Here is a 19,123-nt window from a genome sequence, read left to right as displayed (position 1 = left end):
ATGAAACCTCCAAGGAGTGCAGTGCTTTAGCGATATTGAGTGACCGATACGCTCATTCCATTTCCTGCCTGGGTCACAGCACTCTGCTGTCCCGTGCCAGCCTGAACGATGTTGGCGTCGTTGTTGTTGCCGTTCTGGGATATCTGCGCGCGGTTGTGGCTGCCGGTCTGGGTGATCGACGCGGCGTTGCCGGAACCTTGCTGGTTGATCAATGCCATCAGGTCGCTGCCCTGTTGCAGGATGTACGCTTCCTGATTGCTGCCCGACTGCACGATCTGGCCGAGCAGCGATTGGCCGTTCTGTTGCACCAGCGCGATGTTGGCCTGGCCGTTCTGGTCGATCAGTGCGTGCTGGCCCACCGGGGGTGGCAGCTCACCGAGGTCGCCACCTGGGCCCAGGTCATCGTTTTCCATCAAATCGTCGGCGCGCACGCCTGCGCTGGTGCAAAGCAGGAACACGCAGAGCAGGGCGGCGGTCGGCTTTTTCATGGCGTCTTCCTTTTCGCAAGAGGCTTGCCCCATTCACTCACCGAGTGAATGGGGCGAGGGCTCAGTTCGAGATCACCTGCACCGTGCGCACGGTGCCTTGGGACGAGGTGATGGTGGCTGTCGGGTTCGCCGACGGAATCACCGTGGTGATGTTGTTCGCCGTGAACCTCCAGCGACCGGTCACCGGCACCGTGGTAGTGCCCAGGGTTTGCAGCCCGGTAGGGGTGGTGACCTGGATGGTGATGGTGTTGCCGGTGGTCACCGATGAGGTCCCTGCAAAGTCCCAGGTGAAGCGGTTGTTGGAGCGTGCCGACACCGTCGCCGTGGTCACCGTGAAGGTTTCCGCAGCAGGCCGTGGCGAGACTTGCACCGTGACCGTGGCCGGCGCCGCCGACACCGCACCGAAGCTGTCCCGGGCGAAGTAGGTGAAGGTCGTGGTGAAGGCCGTGGTGACCGTGGCCGGTGGGGTGTAGGTCAGGACGGTGCCGTTACTGCTGACGGTGCCGCGACCTGCCGGTGGTTGAGTGAAGCTGTTGACGGCCAGAGGCAGGTTGCCTTCCGGATCGGTGTCGTTGGCCAGCACACTGATCGGAATAGCCACACCCAGGGTCGTAACACTGTCAGCGACGGCCGTTGGAGCCCGGTTAGGCGCCACGGTGATGGTCACGGTCGCCGGAGCAACCGAGGCCAGCCCTTTGGCGTCTTGAGCCTTGTAGGTGAAAGTCGTGGTCAGCGGAACGGTGACCACCGCTGGTGGGGTGTAGACAACCGCTGTCGTACCGTTCAGCGCCACGGTGCCCCGGCCGGTGGCCGGTTGGGTCAGCGCGGTGATGGTCAGTGGTGTGTTGCCGTCCGGATCGCTGTCGTTGGCCAGCAGGTTGAGGGTGATTGGTACCCCGAAACTGGTGCTGCCGCTGTCGGCGCGGGCGATCGGCGCCTGGTTCTCACCGGTATTCGGTGCGGTACCGACCACCACCACAGGTTCGACGTCGCTACCGCCGGCGGCGGATTTGACGGTGACGGTGGCCGGTGGCTGCGGCAGATCGGCGACCGTCAGGCGTTGCAGGGTGCCGGATTTGGTCAGGCGTCCGTAGCCCTGGGCGACCATATCCGGCACGACCACTTCATCCGTGGACGTGGCTTCGATCAGTAGGCTGTGATTGCTCCAGTTGTAGCGAGCAGTCTGGATTCTAACCAGGTCGGTGAGTTTGCTTGACGTGGAAGTTGGGCGGGTGGAACCGGCCGGATTGGTGGCGGTGAGCACCACGACCGCTGGCACGGGGCCATTGAACAGACGCCGAGCGAAGAACAACCCGGTGCCGTCACCCACCATGTTGGTCAGGCAAGGCGTAGGCGGTGGGCCTGGCACGAGGGCGATGGATTCGCGGAAGCACAGGGTCGAGCTGGTGTCCGCTTTGCCGAAGACTTCGACCTGGGTGTTGGTGGCGGTGCCCGAGGTGGTGCGCCGGTAGGTTGCACGGCTCAGGTCCACACGTGTTTGAGCACGGTTGTCGAGGACCTTGCCTGCCAGTGTGAACAGGTTGGTCTGGATTGTCCCGGCCGGACCCTGGATGCGAACAAAGTTGGTGTTGTTTGGGCTGCCGGTGACTTGTTCGGTAAGGTTCGGGTCGCCGACGAAGGTTTCGATAGCGCCGGTGTCCGGGTTCACTTCGGTGTAGGGGCCGTTGACGCTGCGCAGGAATGGCCCGATGGCACCGTTCAATGCCCCGCTGAAATTCCCCGACGCACCGATGCCGATGTCTTTGGTGATGTTGATTGCACGACGACCGGGTGTAGTGACGTTCACTGTTTCCACGCCATAAGGGTGGGTAATGGTGTAGGTCCCGGCGACGGGCACGTTTATCCGCATACGAATCCGCGCAAAACTGATTTGATCGCCATCGAGCGGATTTCCACCGGCGAATGCCGCTTCTATCCCGGCCACGTACGCGTCCATTCCGTAGCCGGCGGCGTTGTTGGCAATGGTGGTCTCGGCGAGGAACCAGAAGGCTTCCGGCGGCCAGTTGTCCGGGAACACCATCGGCAGGGTGTCGTCAAAAATGCCCGGTTCCGGCAGCAGGGTGCACATGTAGGCGGGTGGCGTGGCAGCCGCCACCCGCGAGCTGGTGGCTCGGGACTGGCAGAGTTCCATGGACAGCAGATTCTTGTCCTGATACCAGATCGGAAATTTACCCGAGGCAAAGGTGTAGGGTCCGGTGTCGACGGCAGCCAGTTGCGCGAACGCACTGCCGCAAAGCGATAGAGTCAGTCCCAGGGCGTTGAGCGCCAGGCGTGGACAATTGTTCATGATGCCTCCTGATGAGGATCTGGGCATGTGAGCGTTCATTGCACGATGACCACTTTTTCGGTATCGATGCCGCCATTGGATGACGTCACCCGAACCTCGGCCGGTGGAATCGGAGTGACTCCGGTGGACAAGGTTTTCACTAAGGCACTGCCAGCGAGGGTGCCGATGGCGACACCGGTTCCAGAGGTGGCAGTCAGTACCGGTGGCGATGTCTCATCACTGGAGGAGGCCTCGATGGTGATTTGCCCGGTGGTCATGTTGTATTCCGCGCGTGAGATCACCACTAGATCAGTCAGGGGCATGGACAAGGTGGTCGGCGTGCTGGTGGGAATGGCCAAGTGGTTGTCGGCGGTCACCCGTAAAGCGTTTGGCAACGACGGGTTAGTTGAGGACTGGGCGTACCAGCTACCGGTGGTGTCGGCCTCGGTCAGGTTCAACACCGGATTGTTGCTGTCCAGGGTCACTTTGGCCGGTGGTGGCGGGGCCAGGACGAACACGTCCTGCTGGGCTACGGGGGCGCTGCTGCCGGTTTTACGCGAGTAGGTGCTGCGTTGCGCGATCATTGGTGTCGGCCGGGCAACGGTGGACAACTTGCCGGAGACTGCGAAAACAGCCGTGCGCAAGTCCAGGCCGCCCGGCCCTTCGATGCGGATGAAGTTGGTGTTGAACGGACTGCCGGTGACGGCTTCGTTGATGTTCGGGTCGCCGATGAATTGTTCGGCCAGGTGGGTGTCCGGATTGGTTTCTGTGTAGGGGCCGTTAACGCTGCGCAGGAATGGTCCGACGTCACCTTTGAGCGCGCCATCGTAGGTTTTCGGTGCGCCGATGCCGATGTCCCGGGTCATGTTGATCGCCCGTCGTCCGGGGGTATCGACGGTGAAGGCTTCGACACCATAGGGGTGGGTAATGATGTAGGTGCCTGCGGTGGGCACGTCGACGCGAATGCGGATGCGGGCAAAGCTGATCTGGTCGCCCTCCACGGGATCACCGCCACTGAAGGCCGCCTCAATTGCCGAACCGTAGGACAAGTTGACGCCCCGGGCGGCGTCGACGATGGTGCCATCGGCGGTGAACCAGAACGCTTCGTCGGGAAAGTTGTTCGGGAAGGCCAGTGCTTTTGTATCGTCGAAAATGCCGGGGGCCGGTATCAGCGAGCACATGTAAGTGGGTGCGCCCGGAGCACTGGCAACCCTGGAACTGACAGCCTTTGACAGGCACAGGTCAAGGGTCCGGCCATGGGTGTCCTGATACCAGGAAGCGAAGCCGCCGGTAGCTGGCAAGTAGGGTCCGGGTTCTACAGCAAACAGCGCTGCCTGGGCAACGCCTTGGGCCAGAGTGGTCACAGCCAATGCGATCGCGGTCTTGGACAGTAAAGGGTGCATTAGTATTCCCTCTATTAAAGTACCTTTCCCTTGGATATGGGTCAGTGGGCAGGTGTTCGGCAACTCCCATGCCAACCGCCAGAAATGGCAGTGAGAGGCCCGGTACACAGGCGTTCGCCAAACAATGAGAAACCGTCCCCCAATAATGGGAACGGGCCTCTTTCCCCAGGATTGGGGGTAGATGGGGATAAAGGGGCTGGCGGGGAAAGGTGGGTGGGAAGTCACCCGAAGTCGGGCAAGCTGCCAGCAGTGGTCTATAAACCTATAGGGGCAACCGGGACAGAACGTTCATGACCACGCTGGCAAAAACACTCGAGTCCGACAAGGGCGCTATTCGCCTGAGCACGCGCAAAAAGCCGTTCAATCTGCTGCGCTGGTTTTCGCTCATCAGCATGGCGGTGATCGGTACCGTGGCCGTGGCGTTGGGTTCGGTGTCGACCAGGTTCGTGATTACCGAAAGCGTGCAGCGCGATGCGTTGTTGACGTCGCAGTTCATTCAGGCGATCGCCTCCGCCGAGGTGCGCCATGTGGCGATGCCCAACGTGCTGACCATGGGCGAATTGCTCGATCCGCGCAAAGACCGGGACTTTCCCGACGTCGACCCGCTGGCCCTCGCCAACGCCCGAGGCGAATTCCTCGACCACATCGAACACTTGCCGGACGTGATCCTTGCCAACATTTATGCACCCGACCGCATGGTGATCTGGTCGACCAATCCGGCGTTGATGGGCACCACGATCCATGCCGACGAGGACCTCGATCAGGCCTTCGCCAATAAGGCACCGGTGTCAGCCAGTTACCACGATGTGGACAAGACGCGCATGGAGCAAAAGTTCGTCACGCCACCGGAATACATTTTCATTGAAAACTACATTCCCCTGTTCGATGCCGACGGCAAGAACGTCACGGCGATGGTCGAGATCTACAAGGAACCCAAGGACCTGATCAGTCGTATGGAGCGCGGGCTGGTGATGATCTGGCTGGCCACGGCCCTGGGCGGCGGTTTGATTTACTTCGGGTTGTACTGGATCGTGCGCCGTGCGGCGATTCTATTGGCGGCGCAGCAAAAGCAGCTGATTACCAACGAGACCTTTGTCGCCTTGGGCGAGATGTCATCGGCGGTGGCCCACAGTCTGCGCAATCCCCTGGCGACCATTCGCTCCAGCGCCGAACTGGCGCTGGAGTTCGACAATGGCGCCGCGCACAAGAACATCAATGACATCATCGGCCAGGTCGATCGCATGTCGAAGTGGGTACGCGAGTTGCTGCAATCCTTGCGGCCGCTCACTGACGATGCCGAGGCGGTCAATCTGGTGGCGTCGCTCTATGACAGCCTCATGGCCTTCGAACAACAGATTGCCAAGGCCCGGGTCGACGTGGTGTTCGAGCCCAAGGAGACGCCCCTGGTGCTGAGCCAGCAGGTGCAGCTGACGCAAATCCTCAACAGTTTGCTGGCCAATGCACTGGAAGCGATGGACGAAGGCGGGACGCTGGCCATCATCCTGGAGTCGACCGACTCCAGTGGCGTGTGCGTGGTGGTCAGCGATACCGGCAAAGGCATGACCGAAGAACAACGGAAAATGGCGTTCCGGCCGTTTTTCACCACCAAGCAGGGCGGGCTCGGTGTCGGGCTGGTCCTGGTCAAGCGGATCATGGAGCGTTTCAGCGGCGCCGTGGCCCTCGACAGCCGCGAAGGCGAGGGCACTTCTGTCCGTCTGTCGTTTAAGTTGGTTCCCTGAAGTTGGGTGCGAACTTTACCCGCTAGCGGGGGTCATTCCCAGTCGCTGTCCCTGGTTATGGCACATTGATGTTGATAAGCCATTGTTTTGTCGGGTATTAGTACTTTTGTACAAATCAGTTACAGATTTGGCGAGGAATTTGCAAAACCCCCATCACCCCCTTCACGCATACAAGGCGGCAGGTGATGGACAGACAAGCGCGGTATCCCTTCAAGTGGTTGTTAACGCCGTTGAGCGTCGTTCTATCGATGACATTAAGCACTGGGATGTTGCGAGCTAGCCCCATTGACGACGAGCGACAGCCAGAGCCGTCCGATCCCTCGGCTTACCACGACGAACCGGCCAACGAGCCAGCGGCGCTGAACGCCATCCTGAGCATGCCGGAGGCCAACCAGGATTCCTTTGATTTACCTAATGGCGTCAAAGGCAAAAGGGACGAAACGTGGGTAGAGAACCAACTCCCCGCCGCACAGCAGACCAGTTTCAACTACCCCACCAATGGCAAGCCCAGCCCGCTGTTCGGCGCACTGCCGTTCACCCAGCAGCTTCTACTGTTTGAGGAATTCGGGCCGGAAAAACTCGACCCACCACGCCAGCGGCGCCATTGCCGTTTCCACCGGCAGCCATTGGCCCGCTTCCGCAACAAGACCCACCAGTGCCGCTCGCAGTGCGCCACCGAGCGCGGCACTCGATGCTTTCTTGCGTCAACCGGGGCTGACACCCTTCCCCAGCCAGTACTCCAACGTGGTTGACCGCAACCCGTGGCAGGCGCAGATCGAATACTTCCTCAACCGCCATATCGGCTCGTCCGCCGAAGGCCGTCCACCAGGAAAAGGTTGGTCGCATCAGCGCTGGAACGAGTTCTACCCGCAGAACGCCTACAAGACCGTGCAGACCGGTGCGCGCACCAACGGTGGCTTGCGTGATGCTCGGCAGATGCACCACTACGCCGTGGGTGAATTCGGCCCCGGTGGCCTCTATCACAACGTCGCCGGTGTACCGGCAACGGATGGTACCGCCAAGGGCGTCGAGCCGCGCTTCCACCCGCTGATGCCGGTGCAGAAACACAACTCGGTGTGGACCTTCGACGGCACGCTGCCGCCCAAACTGTTGATGGTGCGTTACGGTCAGCCGGTGCTCATGCGCCATTACAACGGCCTGCCCATCGACCCGTCGGCCAACATGGGTTTCGGTCTGCATACCATCAGCACCCATGAACACAATGGTCACGCACCGGCGGAAAGCGATGGTTATGCCAACGCGTTTTTCTTCCCCGGGCAGTATTACGACTATCGCTGGCCGATCCAGCTCGCCGGTTATGACAGCATCAACACCAAGGCTGAAGATCCGCGTGCGGCGTTCCCGTGCTCGCCGGGCGAAACCCTGTGGACCAATGACATGAGCCCGAGTCGCAAGACCTGCGACCATGGCACGATCAAATTCGCGGTGACTGGCGCGAAACCATGAGCACCCACTGGTTCCACGACCACATGCTCGATTTCACCGCGCAGAACGTCTACAAGGGCAACGCGGCGATGATGAACTACTACAGCGCCCTGGACCGTGGCAACGAGTCGGTGAATGACGGGGTCAATCTGCGTTTCCCCAGCGGCAGCGCCTTGCCTTGGGGTAACCGCGACTACGACGTCAACCTGTTGTTCGCTGACAAGGCCTGGGATGCAAACGGCCAACTGTGGTTCAACCCGTTCAACACCGACGGCTTCATCGGTGACCAGGTGATGGTCAACTGGCAGTGGAAACCAACCCTGGATGTGCGGGCCCGCAGCTATCGGTTTCGCATGCTCAACGGCTCGGTGTCGCGTTACTACAAATGGGCGCTGGTGCGTGAAATCAAGGGCACCAGTGGCGAGTTCCAGGGACCAAAAGGGTCGGGTGTGTCCTATGCCCGCGTGCCGTTCCACATGATTGCCAACGACGGCAACATCATGGAACACAGCGTGCCATTCGACGGCACCATGGACCTCGACGCCGATGGCGATAAACAGAACCACAACGCAATCCTGCCAACCCACGGCATTGCCGAGCGCTTCGACATCATCGTCAACTTCGCCAAAAACGGCATCAAACCGGGTGACAAGATCTTCTTCGTCAACCTGCTGGCCCATGACAACGGCAAAGGTCCGAAAGAACCTATCCCCCTGGCCGACGTGCTGTCCGAGAAATACCTGGCGGTAATCAAGCAATCGAGCAAGGGACCGCAGTGGGACAAGGGCGACCCGGCGGTAGGCAAGGTGTTGCAACTCAACGTCAAGGCCTACACCGGTCAGGACTTGTCCATGGACCCTTCGCTGTACGAGCCGGCCAAACCGGGCAAGGCTGAAGGCCTGGTGATGATTCCGCTGAAGATTCATCGCGACAACGTTGCCGACCAGGCGTTGCTGGCAAAGGCCCGTCACCGCAGTTTCATCTTCGGTCGTTCCGACGGCACTGATGAAGCACCCTGGACAGTCAAGACCGACGGCGGCTTCGGCTACCACATGGACCCTCGTCGTCTGAACGCGGCGACCCAGTTGAAAAGCGGCCCTACCGATGCTGGCACCAACGGCTTCGGCACCCTGGAAGTGTGGAATATCAAGCTCGGTGGCAAAGGCTGGAGCCACCCGGTGCACGTGCACTTCGAGGAGGGGATCATCCTCAGTCGCGGCGGCAAGGCACCACCGGAATGGGAAAAATGGGCACGCAAGGACGTGTACCGCATCGGCTCGGAAAACGATGGCCTGGACAGTGTGGAAATGGCGATCAACTTCCGTGAGTTCGCCGGGACCTACATGGAGCATTGTCACAACACCCAGCACGAGGACAACTCCATGCTGCTGCGTTGGGACATTGAGAAGCCCGGGCAATTCCAGTTGATGCCGACACCGCTGCCGAGTTGGGATGGTGTGCGCTACGTCAACTCTGCCGCACTGCCAACCTTCCGCACTGGCGACGGTTCGGGCCCACAAGTGACTGTGAAGAAATGAACCGGGAGGGTGTCGACATGAAGTTGAATACTCCGAGATCAAGAGCCTTGGGCATGCATCTGGTGCTCGTATTGGTGACCTGCCTGCTGGCCAGCCGGCTGCTGGTCGCCAATCAGGCACCGTCGGCACCCGTACCCACACCCGAACCTGCGCTCACACCTACACAAGCGGCTATAGCCGACTCCGCCACCCCGTGGGGTGGCGACTATTTCCCCAATACCCTGCTGACCGACCAGGACGGCAAGCAGGTGCATTTTTTCGATGACCTGATCAAGGGCAAGGTGGTGGTGATCAACTTCATCTTCACCTCCTGCAGCGACTCTTGCCCGCTGGAAACCGCGCGCCTGCGTCAGGTGCAGAAATTGCTCGGCGACCGGGTCGGCAAGGACATCTTTTTCTACTCGATCAGCATCGATCCCTTGAGCGATACCCCCGCGGTGCTCAAGGCCTATTCGCAACGGTTCCAGGTCGGGCCTGGTTGGCAATTCCTCACCGGGGAATTTGCCGATGTCACCGAGTTGCGACAGAAGCTCGGATTGTTCATCGAAGGCGTCGACAACGGCCGCAACAAAGACCACAACCTGAGCCTGATCGTCGGCAACCAGCAAACCGGTCGCTGGATGAAAGCCTCACCCTTCGAGAACCCGTGGATTCTGGCCGATCAACTGGCCAATACCTTGCAAAACTGGAAACAGCCGAGCATTGGCGAAAGCTATGCCAATGCCCCCGAAATTCGTCCGCCGAGCAACGGCGAAGAACTGTTTCGCACCCGTTGCGCTTCGTGTCACAGCCTCGGTCCACTGGACGGGCAGGGCATCGGCCTGCGCAGCATCGGCCCGGACCTGATCGGCGTGACCCGGCAACGCGATCCGGCGTGGCTTAGCCGCTGGATCCGTGAGCCGGACCGCATGCTTGCGGAAAAAGACCCGATCGCCGTGGAGATGTTCGAACGCTTCGACAGGATTTCGATGCCCAATCTACGCATGGATGAGAAGTCCGCACAGTCGATCATCGATTTTCTCCAGGAGGAAACCGATCGCCAACATCCGCCGGTCAGCCCTTTGGCCGCCGGCAACGAAGAGCCCGAACACCATCACGCAATCGCTGGTCCCGGCAGCTCTCAAGGGCAGACACAGGTGCAATAGTGGCGAAATACTTTCATTGCTCAGACGTTGCGATCAATGCCACCTACACTGATCCGAAACACGGCTGAAAAGGCTTGATGACAAGCGACCAGGACAGTCCCATGCAGACACTGGAAGGACAAAAAATATCTGCGTCGAATACACCGGCAGCAGAAGGCAAGGATTGGCGACCGCCGTTCAATCTGGTGCGCTGGTTCTCCCTGGCGAGCTTCTTCATCATCGCCGCCGTGGCGCTGGGACTGGGCTACATTTCCACGCGCTTCGTGGTTGAAGAGAGCATCGAGCGCGACTCGATGCTGACCGCGCAATTCATTCAAGCCATTGGCGATGCCGAAATTCGCCACGCCTCGATAAACCCGAACAGAACCATGGGTGAGATGCTCGACCCGCGTAAGGACGACGCCTACCCCGATGTCAATCCAGCGTCCCGTGCCAACGCGCGTAACGAGTTTCTCGATCATGTGGAACACCTGCCGGACATTCTGCTGGCAACCGTATACGCCCTCGATCGCACGGTGGTCTGGTCAACCAACCCCGAGCTGATCGGCGTGCGCATTGAGGGCGACGAGGAGCTGGATGAGTCCTTCGAAATGAAGGAAGCGGTGTCTACCAGTTACCACGAAGTCGATGAAGGAAAGTCTGAGCAACGGTTGCTGCGAGAACCCCAATACCTGTTCATCGAGAACTACATCCCGATGTTCAACGCCGACAGAAGCAAAGTGATCGCCATGGTGGAGATCTACAAGGAACCGATAGATCTGGTGGAACGCATCCAGCGCGGGTTCAAGGCGATCTGGCTGGCGACCCTGCTTGGCGGGGCGATGATCTACCTGGGGCTGTTCTGGATCGTGCGGCGGGCGGCCATGCTGTTGCAGAGTCAGCAAAAACAACTGGTGGCCAACGAAACGTTCGTCGCCTTGGGCGAGATGTCCTCGGCGGTCGCCCACAGCCTGCGCAATCCGCTGGCGAACATCCGCTCAAGCGCCGAACTGGCCCAGGAAATCGCCAGCCAGAACGCGCAGAAAAACATCGGTGACATCATCAGTCAGGTCGATCGCATGTCACGCTGGGTGCGCGAGTTGCTGGTGTCGTTGCGGCCGGTGAATGACGATTATGAAAACGTCGATCTGGTGCTGGCCATCGACGACACCCTGGGGGCCTTCGAACCGTTGATCAAGCGCTCGAAAGTCGAAGTGCGCTTCACACCCAAAAGCGTTCCACCGGTCGTCAGCCAACAGGTGCTGCTGACGCAAATACTCAATAGCCTGTTTTCAAACGCGCTGGAAGCCATGCCCACGGGCGGCGTGTTGAGTATCGATATTGAAATACCGGCATCCGGGCAGGTGAGCATGGTTCTCAATGACACCGGCAAGGGCATGACCAAGCAGCAACAACAAATGGTCTTCAAGCCGTTCTTCACCACCAAGCAAGGAGGGCTGGGCGTAGGTCTGGCTCTGGTCAAAAGAATAATGGAGCGTTTCGAAGGCTCGGTCGAACTGACCAGCCAGGAGCAGGAAGGAACCCGCGTTTGCTTGAATTTTAAAGTGGCAACGGGAGGGGAATATGGAACACAGCGTACTGCTGGTCGAGGATGATGAGCTTCTTGCCGAGAATATTCAGACGTACCTTGAGCGCAAGGACTTCGAGGTGACAGTCTGCCATTCGGCTGAAGACGCACTGGAGCAATTGAAGGCCTTCGTTCCTGATGTGGTGCTGACCGACAACTCGTTGCCCGGCATGAGTGGCCATGACCTGATCCAGAAGCTGCGCATCAGCGCGCCGGATCTGAAGGTGATCATGATGACCGGCTACGGCAACGTCGAAGACGCCGTGGTCGCAATGAAAGAAGGCGCATTCCATTACGTGACTAAACCGGTGGCGCTGCCGGAGCTGAAATTGCTGCTGGACAAGGCCCTGGCCACCGACCGTATGGAGCGCACGCTGTCGTTCTATCAGGACCGTGAAGCGCAGAAATCCGGCGTGCAGGCACTGATCGGCGAATCGGGGCCGATGGTTTACCTCAAAGGCACCATTGCTCAGTTACTCGATGCCGAGCGCCGGATGGCCAACACCGACCTGCCTCCGGTATTGGTGGAAGGCGAGACCGGCACCGGCAAGGAACTGGTGGCCCGTGCCCTGCATTTCGATGGTCCGCGCGCCAAGGGACCGTTCATAGAATTCAACTGTGCCTCGATTCCTTCCAACCTGGTGGAGTCGGAGCTGTTCGGTCATGAAAAGGGCGCCTTTACCGACGCCAAGGATCGTCGCGTCGGGCTCGTGGAAGCCGCCGATGGTGGCACGCTGTTTCTCGATGAAGTAGGGGAAATGGATCTGCTGTTGCAGGCCAAACTGCTGAAACTGCTGGAAGACCGGACCATTCGCCGGGTCGGGTCAGTCAAGGAGCGTAAAGTCGATCTGCGGGTGATCAGCGCCACCAACTGCAACCTCGAACAAATGGTCCAGCAGGGCAAGTTCCGCCGCGACCTGTTTTTCCGCCTGCGCATCATCTCGATCAAAGTGCCGCGCCTGTATGCCCGCGGTGAAGACATTCTGTTGCTGGCCCGGCACTTTCTGGGGGCCCACGGCAAACGTTATGGCAAGCCGCACTTGCGCTTCAGCGATCAGGCCGAAGAATTGCTGCTCAATTACAGTTGGCCGGGCAACGTGCGCGAACTGCGCAACATGCTGGAGCAAACCGTGTTGCTGGCACAAAACGACATCGTCGCCGCCCATCAGCTGAACGTCTGCATGAGTCTGGTGGATGAGCCGCCGCTGTTTCAGCATGAGATACCAACCAGCGAGCTGCGTGCGGCCTACAACGGCACCGAGTCGATGAACCTGCCGGAAGTCGAACGCGATATGGTGCGCAAGATGCTCGACAAGACCGACTGGAACGTCACCAAGTCCGCGCGGCTGCTGGGCTTGAGCCGTGACATGCTGCGTTACCGGATCGAAAAACTCGGCCTTGCACGCCCGGACAAACGGCAATGGTAGGAATGCACTTGCACTCTTCTGTAGGAGCAAAGCTTGCTCGCGATGGCGATCTTTCAATAAAAAACTTTTTGCCTGACACGCCGCCATCGCGAGCAAGCTTGCTCCTACAGATTTACAGCGCTGGGCCTGGAGCTCTCAGGCAGGACAGCATGCACGTGGGGTCGAGGACTTCCTGGTTCACGTAGACGCCGCGCTCCTCATCGTAGGTGCGAATGAAAACGCGAACGGTGGCATCGGCCACCGTTGGCAAGCGGGAGTCATAAAACACGTGTTCGCTTGAAACCGGGGTGAACGTGTGGGGCGATGTTGGAATGTACGACCCCGGCGGCACGGTGCTCAGAGAGGGAGGGGCAGGGTGGGCGAAGGGTTGGTCACCTGCGTAGTAACTGAATTCACTGCTCGACTGCTCGGTTTGCATCAGGCTGTCATCGGCCTGTGCACAGGTGGCGGTCAGGAAAATGGCAAGCAACAGCGTCTGTTCAATATTGTTCATGGCAACACCTGCGACTTCGGTTTTCGCGTATATCCCCAAGGCCATTAACTATAGCGTTCCCTGACTAAACGCGACTTGTAGGAGCGAGCTTGCTCGCGAAAGTCGTTAACGATAACGCGGGGTTGCAGGACAAACGCGGCGCTCTTTAATACATCGCGAGCAAGCTCGCTCCTACAGGCTACAGTCATGCGTCAAACATTCGATATGGACGCGTGCAAATGGAAATGCCGACAAAAGAAAAAGCCATCGCCAGCAACCGCGATGCCTGGAATGACTCCGCCCGCCACCACAAAGACAGCCCTGAATGGCAGGTTCTCTTGAACGCTGTGGCTCGCAGGGGTTTTTCTTGCCTGGATGACACCTTGACCGGGGTACTGAGCGAGGTCGGTGTCGGTGGCAAGGATGTTGTGCAGCTGGGCTGCAACAACGGCCGAGAAAGCCTTTCGCTGTTTGCCCTGGGTGCCAGGCATGTGGTCGGCGTCGACCAGTCCGTGGCATTTCTCGACCAGGCGCGGGAGCTGGCGTCACGCTCACCCCATGCGCCCGAATTCATCGAGGCCGACATTCACCACTTGCCACTTGAGTTGCAGGGCCGCTTCGACGTGGCGCTGATTACTATTGGCGTATTGAACTGGATGCCGGACATCGGTGAGTTCTTCCAGCATGTGGCGCAAGCACTGAAGCCGGGTGGTGCGCTGGTGGTGTACGAAACCCATCCGTTCCTGGAAATGTTCGATCCCGAAACCGCCGACCCCTACGCCCTGGCCAGTTCATATTTTCACAGCGAACCTTTTGTGCAGACCGAGCCGATCGTCTATGAGGGTAAAATTGAACAACAGGCCGCGCCGTCATACTGGTTCGTCCACACCCTGGGCGCGATCTTCAGCGGCGCCCTGGCGGCGGGGCTGAACATCCGCCACTTCAAGGAATACCCGCATTCCAACCGTGAGGAACTCTATGACCGTTACCAACGGCAAGAGGCGCAGTTGCCGATGTGTTTTACGTTGGTGGCGCAGAAGGGGTGAGTGAGGTATTGCCTGAACTGGCGCCTTCGCGGGCAAGCCTCGCTCCTACAGGAGTTGTATCGTCCGCCATGTATGTGAACGACACAAACCCTGTAGGAGCGAGGCTTGCCCGCGAAGGAGACGACACGGTCTATCAAGTACAACCTGGAATCAGGCCTGCGCCGCCGCCGTCACTACCGGCCGCCCCTGTTCGTGGTAGCCCACGCGGATGTGCAGTTTCAGGGCCGGGATGTTGTGGGTTTCGCAGACGCTGCGGGGCGGGCGCCAGGGCGGCACCGCCAAATCGGCTGACGGCCTGCCTGACTAGCGCCTTTTCAGCCAGTCCTTCAGGCGTTTCGCATAGGGATAGAGGCTGACCCAGAGATCGGCCAGCGGCGAACCGCTGCTGAGCATGTAGGTGCATAGCGGCTTGCGCTCCAGCCATAGGTGATTGATCAAGACGCTATCTGGGTTCGAGCAGGAGTCCATCCACTCGATGCCGCGCTCCTCGAGTTCGTTACGCCGGTGGATGTACTCGAGGATGAGGAGTGCGCCAGGCGAATATTTGGCGTAGTCCTCATCGAACGCGATCTTGAAGGCAAAAGCAGCCGGCGGGGCGAGGAAGTCGCAGAGCATCGCCAACGGCCGGCCATCGAGGGACATTTCGAGCATCATCAGCTGACCGCGGGCATACGCGGCGCTGGCGACTGCCTCGAAATAGCGGCGCGATTCCGGGCGGCTACCCAAAGCCGATTGCGACTCACCTTTCCAGCCCTTCATCTCGAGTTTGACGAACGCCGCGAGCCAGGCCGCCAAGTCCTCGCCGCAGGGTTGCAGTACACGAATACGTAAGTCGCCCAACTCGGCCAGGCGGTTACGTCGGCGGCGGTACTCTCTGCGTTCCTTGGACGACAGCGCCCGCTCCAGATAGCACTCGGCATCGTCGCCCAGCCTCATCAGCGCTCGCTGCCAGTGAGCGCCCTCATGGAAGCGCCGCCCTTCCTCGCGCAGCGCCCCGCGTAGGGCATCGGCCAGTGGGCCATCGGCAGGCGCATCGCGCATCCGCAAAAGCGGGTAGCGCTTTCGATGCCTGTGTAACCAGCGCACGAAAGAGCGCATCACCCCGCTCTCGTGACCGCTGCGCAACAGGGGCGCCACTGAAAAGCAATAACGATGGCGGACCATTCTGGCCTCCGACAAGGGCAAAAGGGCACATGCGCCGGGCTCGAACAGCGGGAAAAAACCATCAATCACAAACCCGGGCCGCATCGTTCGCTCGGTCGGTCTGAGAATGAACAACAGCACGAAGCGCTTGTTGCCTACCAAGTGCTCGAGGGCCGACAGCAAGGCCCAGGGCGAGTAGAACACGTTGGGTTCCACAGCGGCCTTGGCCAGCGCCTCCCAGGCTTCGATATAGGGCTCGGCATCCGCCAACGAGCGAACGACCTCGATGTGGTAGTCGGCGCACTGCGGCACAGCGGAGCTAACGTCGTAGGTTTTCTCGATAATCATTTCCTGCCTCCTGCCTCCTGCCCTGCAAGGGCAAAGCTCCCTCCACCCCAGCAGTGAAATGATCCAGTCACAAGGGGAATACTGCGTCGCGTGAATACTGCTCACCCAGTTCAGGGTTGCCAGCGACTCTCTTCACTTCGGAGTCGGTCATGCTGCCCCGACAACCTTCACGTCGGCCTCGCAGGACTATAGCAACGGCTCAAGCGGGCCGCTTTGAAATGCAGAAAAATGGGTCATCCGGCCGCCCTTGCAAAAACAACAGGTTAGAGTGAATGTCCGAATTTTCCGTTATCTGGGCATAACCCCGGCTCTGCACATCTTTGGCCGCGAAATGTCTGACGATTCATTGCGTAACTGCCTCTGCACGCCGTTCGGTAGTGTTGCCGGCCACGCTGTAGGCAACCCTCGGTATCCCCGGCAAACGCAGCTCCAGCAGCGCGCTCAAGGACTCGCCCTGATTCAGATAGGCATCGCCAAAATCGGCGCCGAGCTGGTTGGGATGGGCGACGATTTCCAGCAAACCGTCGGTAGGTGGCGCGGCGTTGCGCAAATCCACCGGGGTGCACACGTAGTCGGCGGTGGCCCCGGCCAGTCTGTTCAAACGGCGATTGAGCAACTCTTTGAACACGCGTTTGGGCAGGCTCAGGTTTTGCCCCAGATTGCGCGCCAGCCGCACGGGAACACCCTGGCGGGCGGCGAAGCGCGCGACGATCTCGCCGATGGGCCAGATGTTGTGCACGTGTTGATGGGAGTCCAGATGGCTGGGGCGCACACCGTTATCGAGGCAGCATTGCCATTGGGCTTCGAGTTCTTCCTCTACCGCGAGGCGATCTTGATGGCCGAGCCAGAGGCGCGTGCGGGACAGGTTGAGGTCCAATACGCCGGCACTGTTGCAGAAGGTCCGGCGGGTGAGAATGCGCCGGCTCACCGGGTGGCCGTAGGTGAGATTGAAGTGCAGCCCGATGCGTCCCTCCAGCAACGGGTGGAGGGCCAGGGCGCAGGCCGCTTCGAAGGCCGGCATGTTGGCCATGGCGGTGGCGGAACTGATGATTCCGGCCTGGAACGCCCCCAGAATCACCGCGTTTTCACAGGCACTGAGGCCGAAATTGTTAGCGCTGACTATGACTTGGCGAGGCATGTTGGCGCTCCATGAGTTTTTCGCTGGGGGCAGGCGGCTTGGGTACGGGCGCTACGGGCGCCGCGACGGATGCAGGGGCAACGGCCGCAGCTTTACGCTTGGCCCGCCACTGCTGCAATAACGGTTTGAACCGTTGCCAGAATCGCAAGGCCAGCCCCAAGGCCAGGCCATCGGGGCGCCAGGAATAGAAACTCCAGCGCCAGTGTTGCAGTTGCCCGGTCATGCGTTCATGCAGTTGATGGCTGGAGTTTTCCAGACTCACGCGCGACGCATCGATCCAGCGCCAGTTATCGTCCAGGCCCCAGCGAATCCATTCTTCAAGCAGCACCCGGCCGCTGCCCAGGTCGGCGTATTGCGGCAGGAACGCCAGGTTGTAGTCGTACAGCCGTCCCTGTTCCAGTAAGCCGAGGCGATAACTGATGCAGCGCCCGTCCAGTTCCAGCACAACCACGCGCACCAGGCCAAGGGCTGCGAGGTCGGTGAAGGCGCGATCCATCCATTGTCGGTGATGCTCATCGGTAAAAATCCCTACGCCTTCATCGCCTTTCCAGCTTACCGCTTCGACTTCGCTGATGACCTTGAGCAGCGGCCCCATGGTCGAGGCGTCGGGGGTAATACGGCGGACTTCGGCGCCACACGCGGCGATGCGTTTGCGTGCCCGGCGCAGTTTGTAGCGCGGATCACCGCTGACTTCCTGGCGATCGGCGTCGCTGATCCGGTGCACGGGCGTGCGACAACTGAGGCGACGTTCAGCGGTGGAGCTATGGGTCATCCATTCGGTCAGCGCGCTTTCGGCGCCGACCGGCTCGGACAATTCATTGAGTTGCAGCAGGGCATGGGGCAGTCGACGGCGAATCTCGATCAACGCCTTGCGCATGTTCGCGGCGTCCAGGCAAGCCAGGAGCGCGAGGCGGTCGGCGAGGGGGTAGCCCAAGTGATGAAGTACTCGAAACGGCAGTCCGCCGAAACGCTCGACGGATGCCACCAGGGGTAGACACAGCACCAGTTCATAGCCTTGCCAGCCCAGCAGAACGTGTAGACGCTCGCCGGCGGTCAGTGCCTGTTCGGATGCAGACAACCAGGCCAGCGCGTTGAACGGCGTGTGGTCCATCACTCGCAGCCGCAGCGCTTCATAGGCCGCTGCGGGAAAGTCTGCGGCGCACAGCGAGGTACGCCATTCAAATCGCACGGTCATAGGGTCAGGCCACCGAAGCAGTAATGGGTGGATGTGCCGGTTTGCGCAAGGCATCCAGGCGCGAGCCGGTGTAGCGGGTTTCGCGGTAGAAGCGCCGGCGGCCAAACAGTTTGTAGACGTTCATGATTCGTCCCTGTTCGTTATATCCCATGCGAATGTGCAGCTTGAGGGCCGGGATATTGTGGGACTCACAGACATCCACCACTTTGTTGCAGCCTTGAGCCTGCATGGCCTTCCAAAGGTTCAGCTGAAAATCCAGGGACAGCAGGGTGCCCCAGTAAGCCCGGATTTGTTCACCGGCGAATTCGAAGAACTCGCCTTCCTTCACCGGGAACCAGCAGCCGTAGTAATGATGGTCGTGGTAGTCGCGCGCGCTGCCCCAGATGAAGGCCACCGCATCGCCTTTTTCATCCAGGTACATATGCCCGGTATGGCCCTCGCGAGCCAGCTCGGCCATGGTTTCGACGCGCTCGCCGAAGTGACGAGTGAACGCCACGGTGTTCTCCGGGGTGATGGTTTCCAGGCGCAGCGGCGGGTAGGGCCTGAGTTTATTCGGCGGCACCGGGCTGACCAGGTCGCGCTCCATCCACAACAGTTCCTCATGGTAAAACACGTAGTGATTCCACACTTTTTTGCCGGTGGCGCGCAGTCCTTTTTGTTTGATGTGGGTAATGAGTTTCTGCAACACACTCATGATGTTGGCTCCTGACGGGTAGACCCGCAAGTGGAGTGATCCAGCGC

General features: G+C 60.0%; 13 protein-coding genes and 2 pseudogenes. 6 read left to right on the top strand and 9 right to left on the bottom strand.

The genetic code is table 11. The features are described 5' to 3' along the window. Positions 1-26 precede the first annotated feature (26 nt). The 3 genes from CES87_RS24710 to CES87_RS24700 form a co-directional block, all read right to left on the bottom strand. Positions 27-488 carry a curlin gene (locus tag CES87_RS24710; protein WP_128608165.1) on the bottom strand — a complete coding sequence of 154 codons (462 nt, stop codon included), beginning with the start codon at positions 486-488 and terminating at the stop codon, positions 27-29. Positions 489-549: 61 nt separating this feature from the next. After that, on the bottom strand, positions 550-2,796 hold the full coding sequence (locus tag CES87_RS24705; protein ID WP_128608164.1) for an Ig-like domain-containing protein: 2,247 nt from the start codon (positions 2,794-2,796) through the stop codon (positions 550-552). A gap of 35 nt (positions 2,797-2,831) precedes the next feature. Beyond that, on the bottom strand, positions 2,832-4,178 hold the full coding sequence (locus tag CES87_RS24700) for a hypothetical protein (protein ID WP_128608163.1): 1,347 nt from the start codon (positions 4,176-4,178) through the stop codon (positions 2,832-2,834). Positions 4,179-4,468: 290 nt separating this feature from the next. Between CES87_RS24700 and CES87_RS24695 the strand changes: the two genes are divergently transcribed. The 5 genes and pseudogenes from CES87_RS24695 to CES87_RS24675 all read left to right on the top strand — a co-directional run bounded on the left by CES87_RS24695 (position 4,469) and on the right by CES87_RS24675 (position 13,040). Further along, on the top strand, positions 4,469-5,917 hold the full coding sequence (locus CES87_RS24695) for an ATP-binding protein (protein WP_128608162.1): 1,449 nt from the start codon (positions 4,469-4,471) through the stop codon (positions 5,915-5,917). 185 nt (positions 5,918-6,102) lie between these two features. Next, positions 6,103-8,901 (top strand): annotated as a pseudogene (locus CES87_RS24690) (multicopper oxidase domain-containing protein). A 17-nt stretch (positions 8,902-8,918) separates the two neighbouring features. Then, positions 8,919-10,046 (top strand): SCO family protein, encoded by a 1,128-nt coding sequence (locus CES87_RS24685; RefSeq protein WP_256591070.1) that lies wholly within the window; start codon positions 8,919-8,921, stop codon positions 10,044-10,046. Between the two features lie 101 nt (positions 10,047-10,147). Beyond that, positions 10,148-11,641: an ATP-binding protein gene (locus CES87_RS24680; RefSeq protein WP_128608160.1), complete on the top strand. Its 1,494-nt coding sequence runs from the start codon at positions 10,148-10,150 to the stop codon at positions 11,639-11,641. Beyond that, the gene (locus tag CES87_RS24675; RefSeq protein ID WP_128608159.1) at positions 11,610-13,040 is read left to right on the top strand and encodes a sigma-54 dependent transcriptional regulator; all 1,431 of its coding nucleotides are present in this window, start codon (positions 11,610-11,612) and stop codon (positions 13,038-13,040) included. Before CES87_RS24680 ends, CES87_RS24675 begins: the two co-directional genes overlap by 32 nt. A gap of 112 nt (positions 13,041-13,152) precedes the next feature. On the opposite strand, the gene CES87_RS24670 is transcribed toward CES87_RS24675, so the two are convergent. Next, the gene (locus tag CES87_RS24670) at positions 13,153-13,533 is read right to left on the bottom strand and encodes a hypothetical protein (RefSeq protein WP_128608158.1); all 381 of its coding nucleotides are present in this window, start codon (positions 13,531-13,533) and stop codon (positions 13,153-13,155) included. Between the two features lie 218 nt (positions 13,534-13,751). Between CES87_RS24670 and CES87_RS24665 the strand changes: the two genes are divergently transcribed. After that, on the top strand, positions 13,752-14,558 hold the full coding sequence (locus tag CES87_RS24665) for a bifunctional 2-polyprenyl-6-hydroxyphenol methylase/3-demethylubiquinol 3-O-methyltransferase UbiG (RefSeq protein ID WP_128608157.1): 807 nt from the start codon (positions 13,752-13,754) through the stop codon (positions 14,556-14,558). A 180-nt stretch (positions 14,559-14,738) separates the two neighbouring features. Here the strand turns inward: CES87_RS24665 and CES87_RS34535 are convergent. From CES87_RS34535 to CES87_RS24640, 5 genes and pseudogenes are all read right to left on the bottom strand, one after another. Continuing rightward, positions 14,739-14,807: pseudogene (locus CES87_RS34535) on the bottom strand (N-acetyltransferase); the annotation flags it as partial. 54 nt (positions 14,808-14,861) lie between these two features. Beyond that, entirely contained in the window at positions 14,862-16,049 is a 1,188-nt protein-coding gene (locus CES87_RS24655) for a GNAT family N-acetyltransferase (protein ID WP_128608156.1), read from the bottom strand. Positions 16,050-16,392: 343 nt separating this feature from the next. After that, positions 16,393-17,187 (bottom strand): carbohydrate deacetylase, encoded by a 795-nt coding sequence (locus tag CES87_RS24650; RefSeq protein WP_128608155.1) that lies wholly within the window; start codon positions 17,185-17,187, stop codon positions 16,393-16,395. Beyond that, positions 17,159-18,382 carry a GNAT family N-acetyltransferase gene (locus CES87_RS24645; protein ID WP_128608154.1) on the bottom strand — a complete coding sequence of 408 codons (1,224 nt, stop codon included), beginning with the start codon at positions 18,380-18,382 and terminating at the stop codon, positions 17,159-17,161. The genes CES87_RS24650 and CES87_RS24645 overlap by 29 nt, the downstream gene beginning before the upstream one ends. 4 nt (positions 18,383-18,386) lie before the next feature. After that, positions 18,387-19,076 (bottom strand): N-acetyltransferase, encoded by a 690-nt coding sequence (locus CES87_RS24640; protein WP_128608153.1) that lies wholly within the window; start codon positions 19,074-19,076, stop codon positions 18,387-18,389. Positions 19,077-19,123: the final 47 nt, after the last annotated feature.

It is taken from the genome of Pseudomonas sp. ERMR1:02 (assembly GCF_002277815.1).
Taxonomy (GTDB): Bacteria; Pseudomonadota; Gammaproteobacteria; order Pseudomonadales; family Pseudomonadaceae; genus Aquipseudomonas.
Note: the sequence above shows the minus strand (reverse complement) of the source record. Positions and strands in the feature narration are given on the sequence as shown.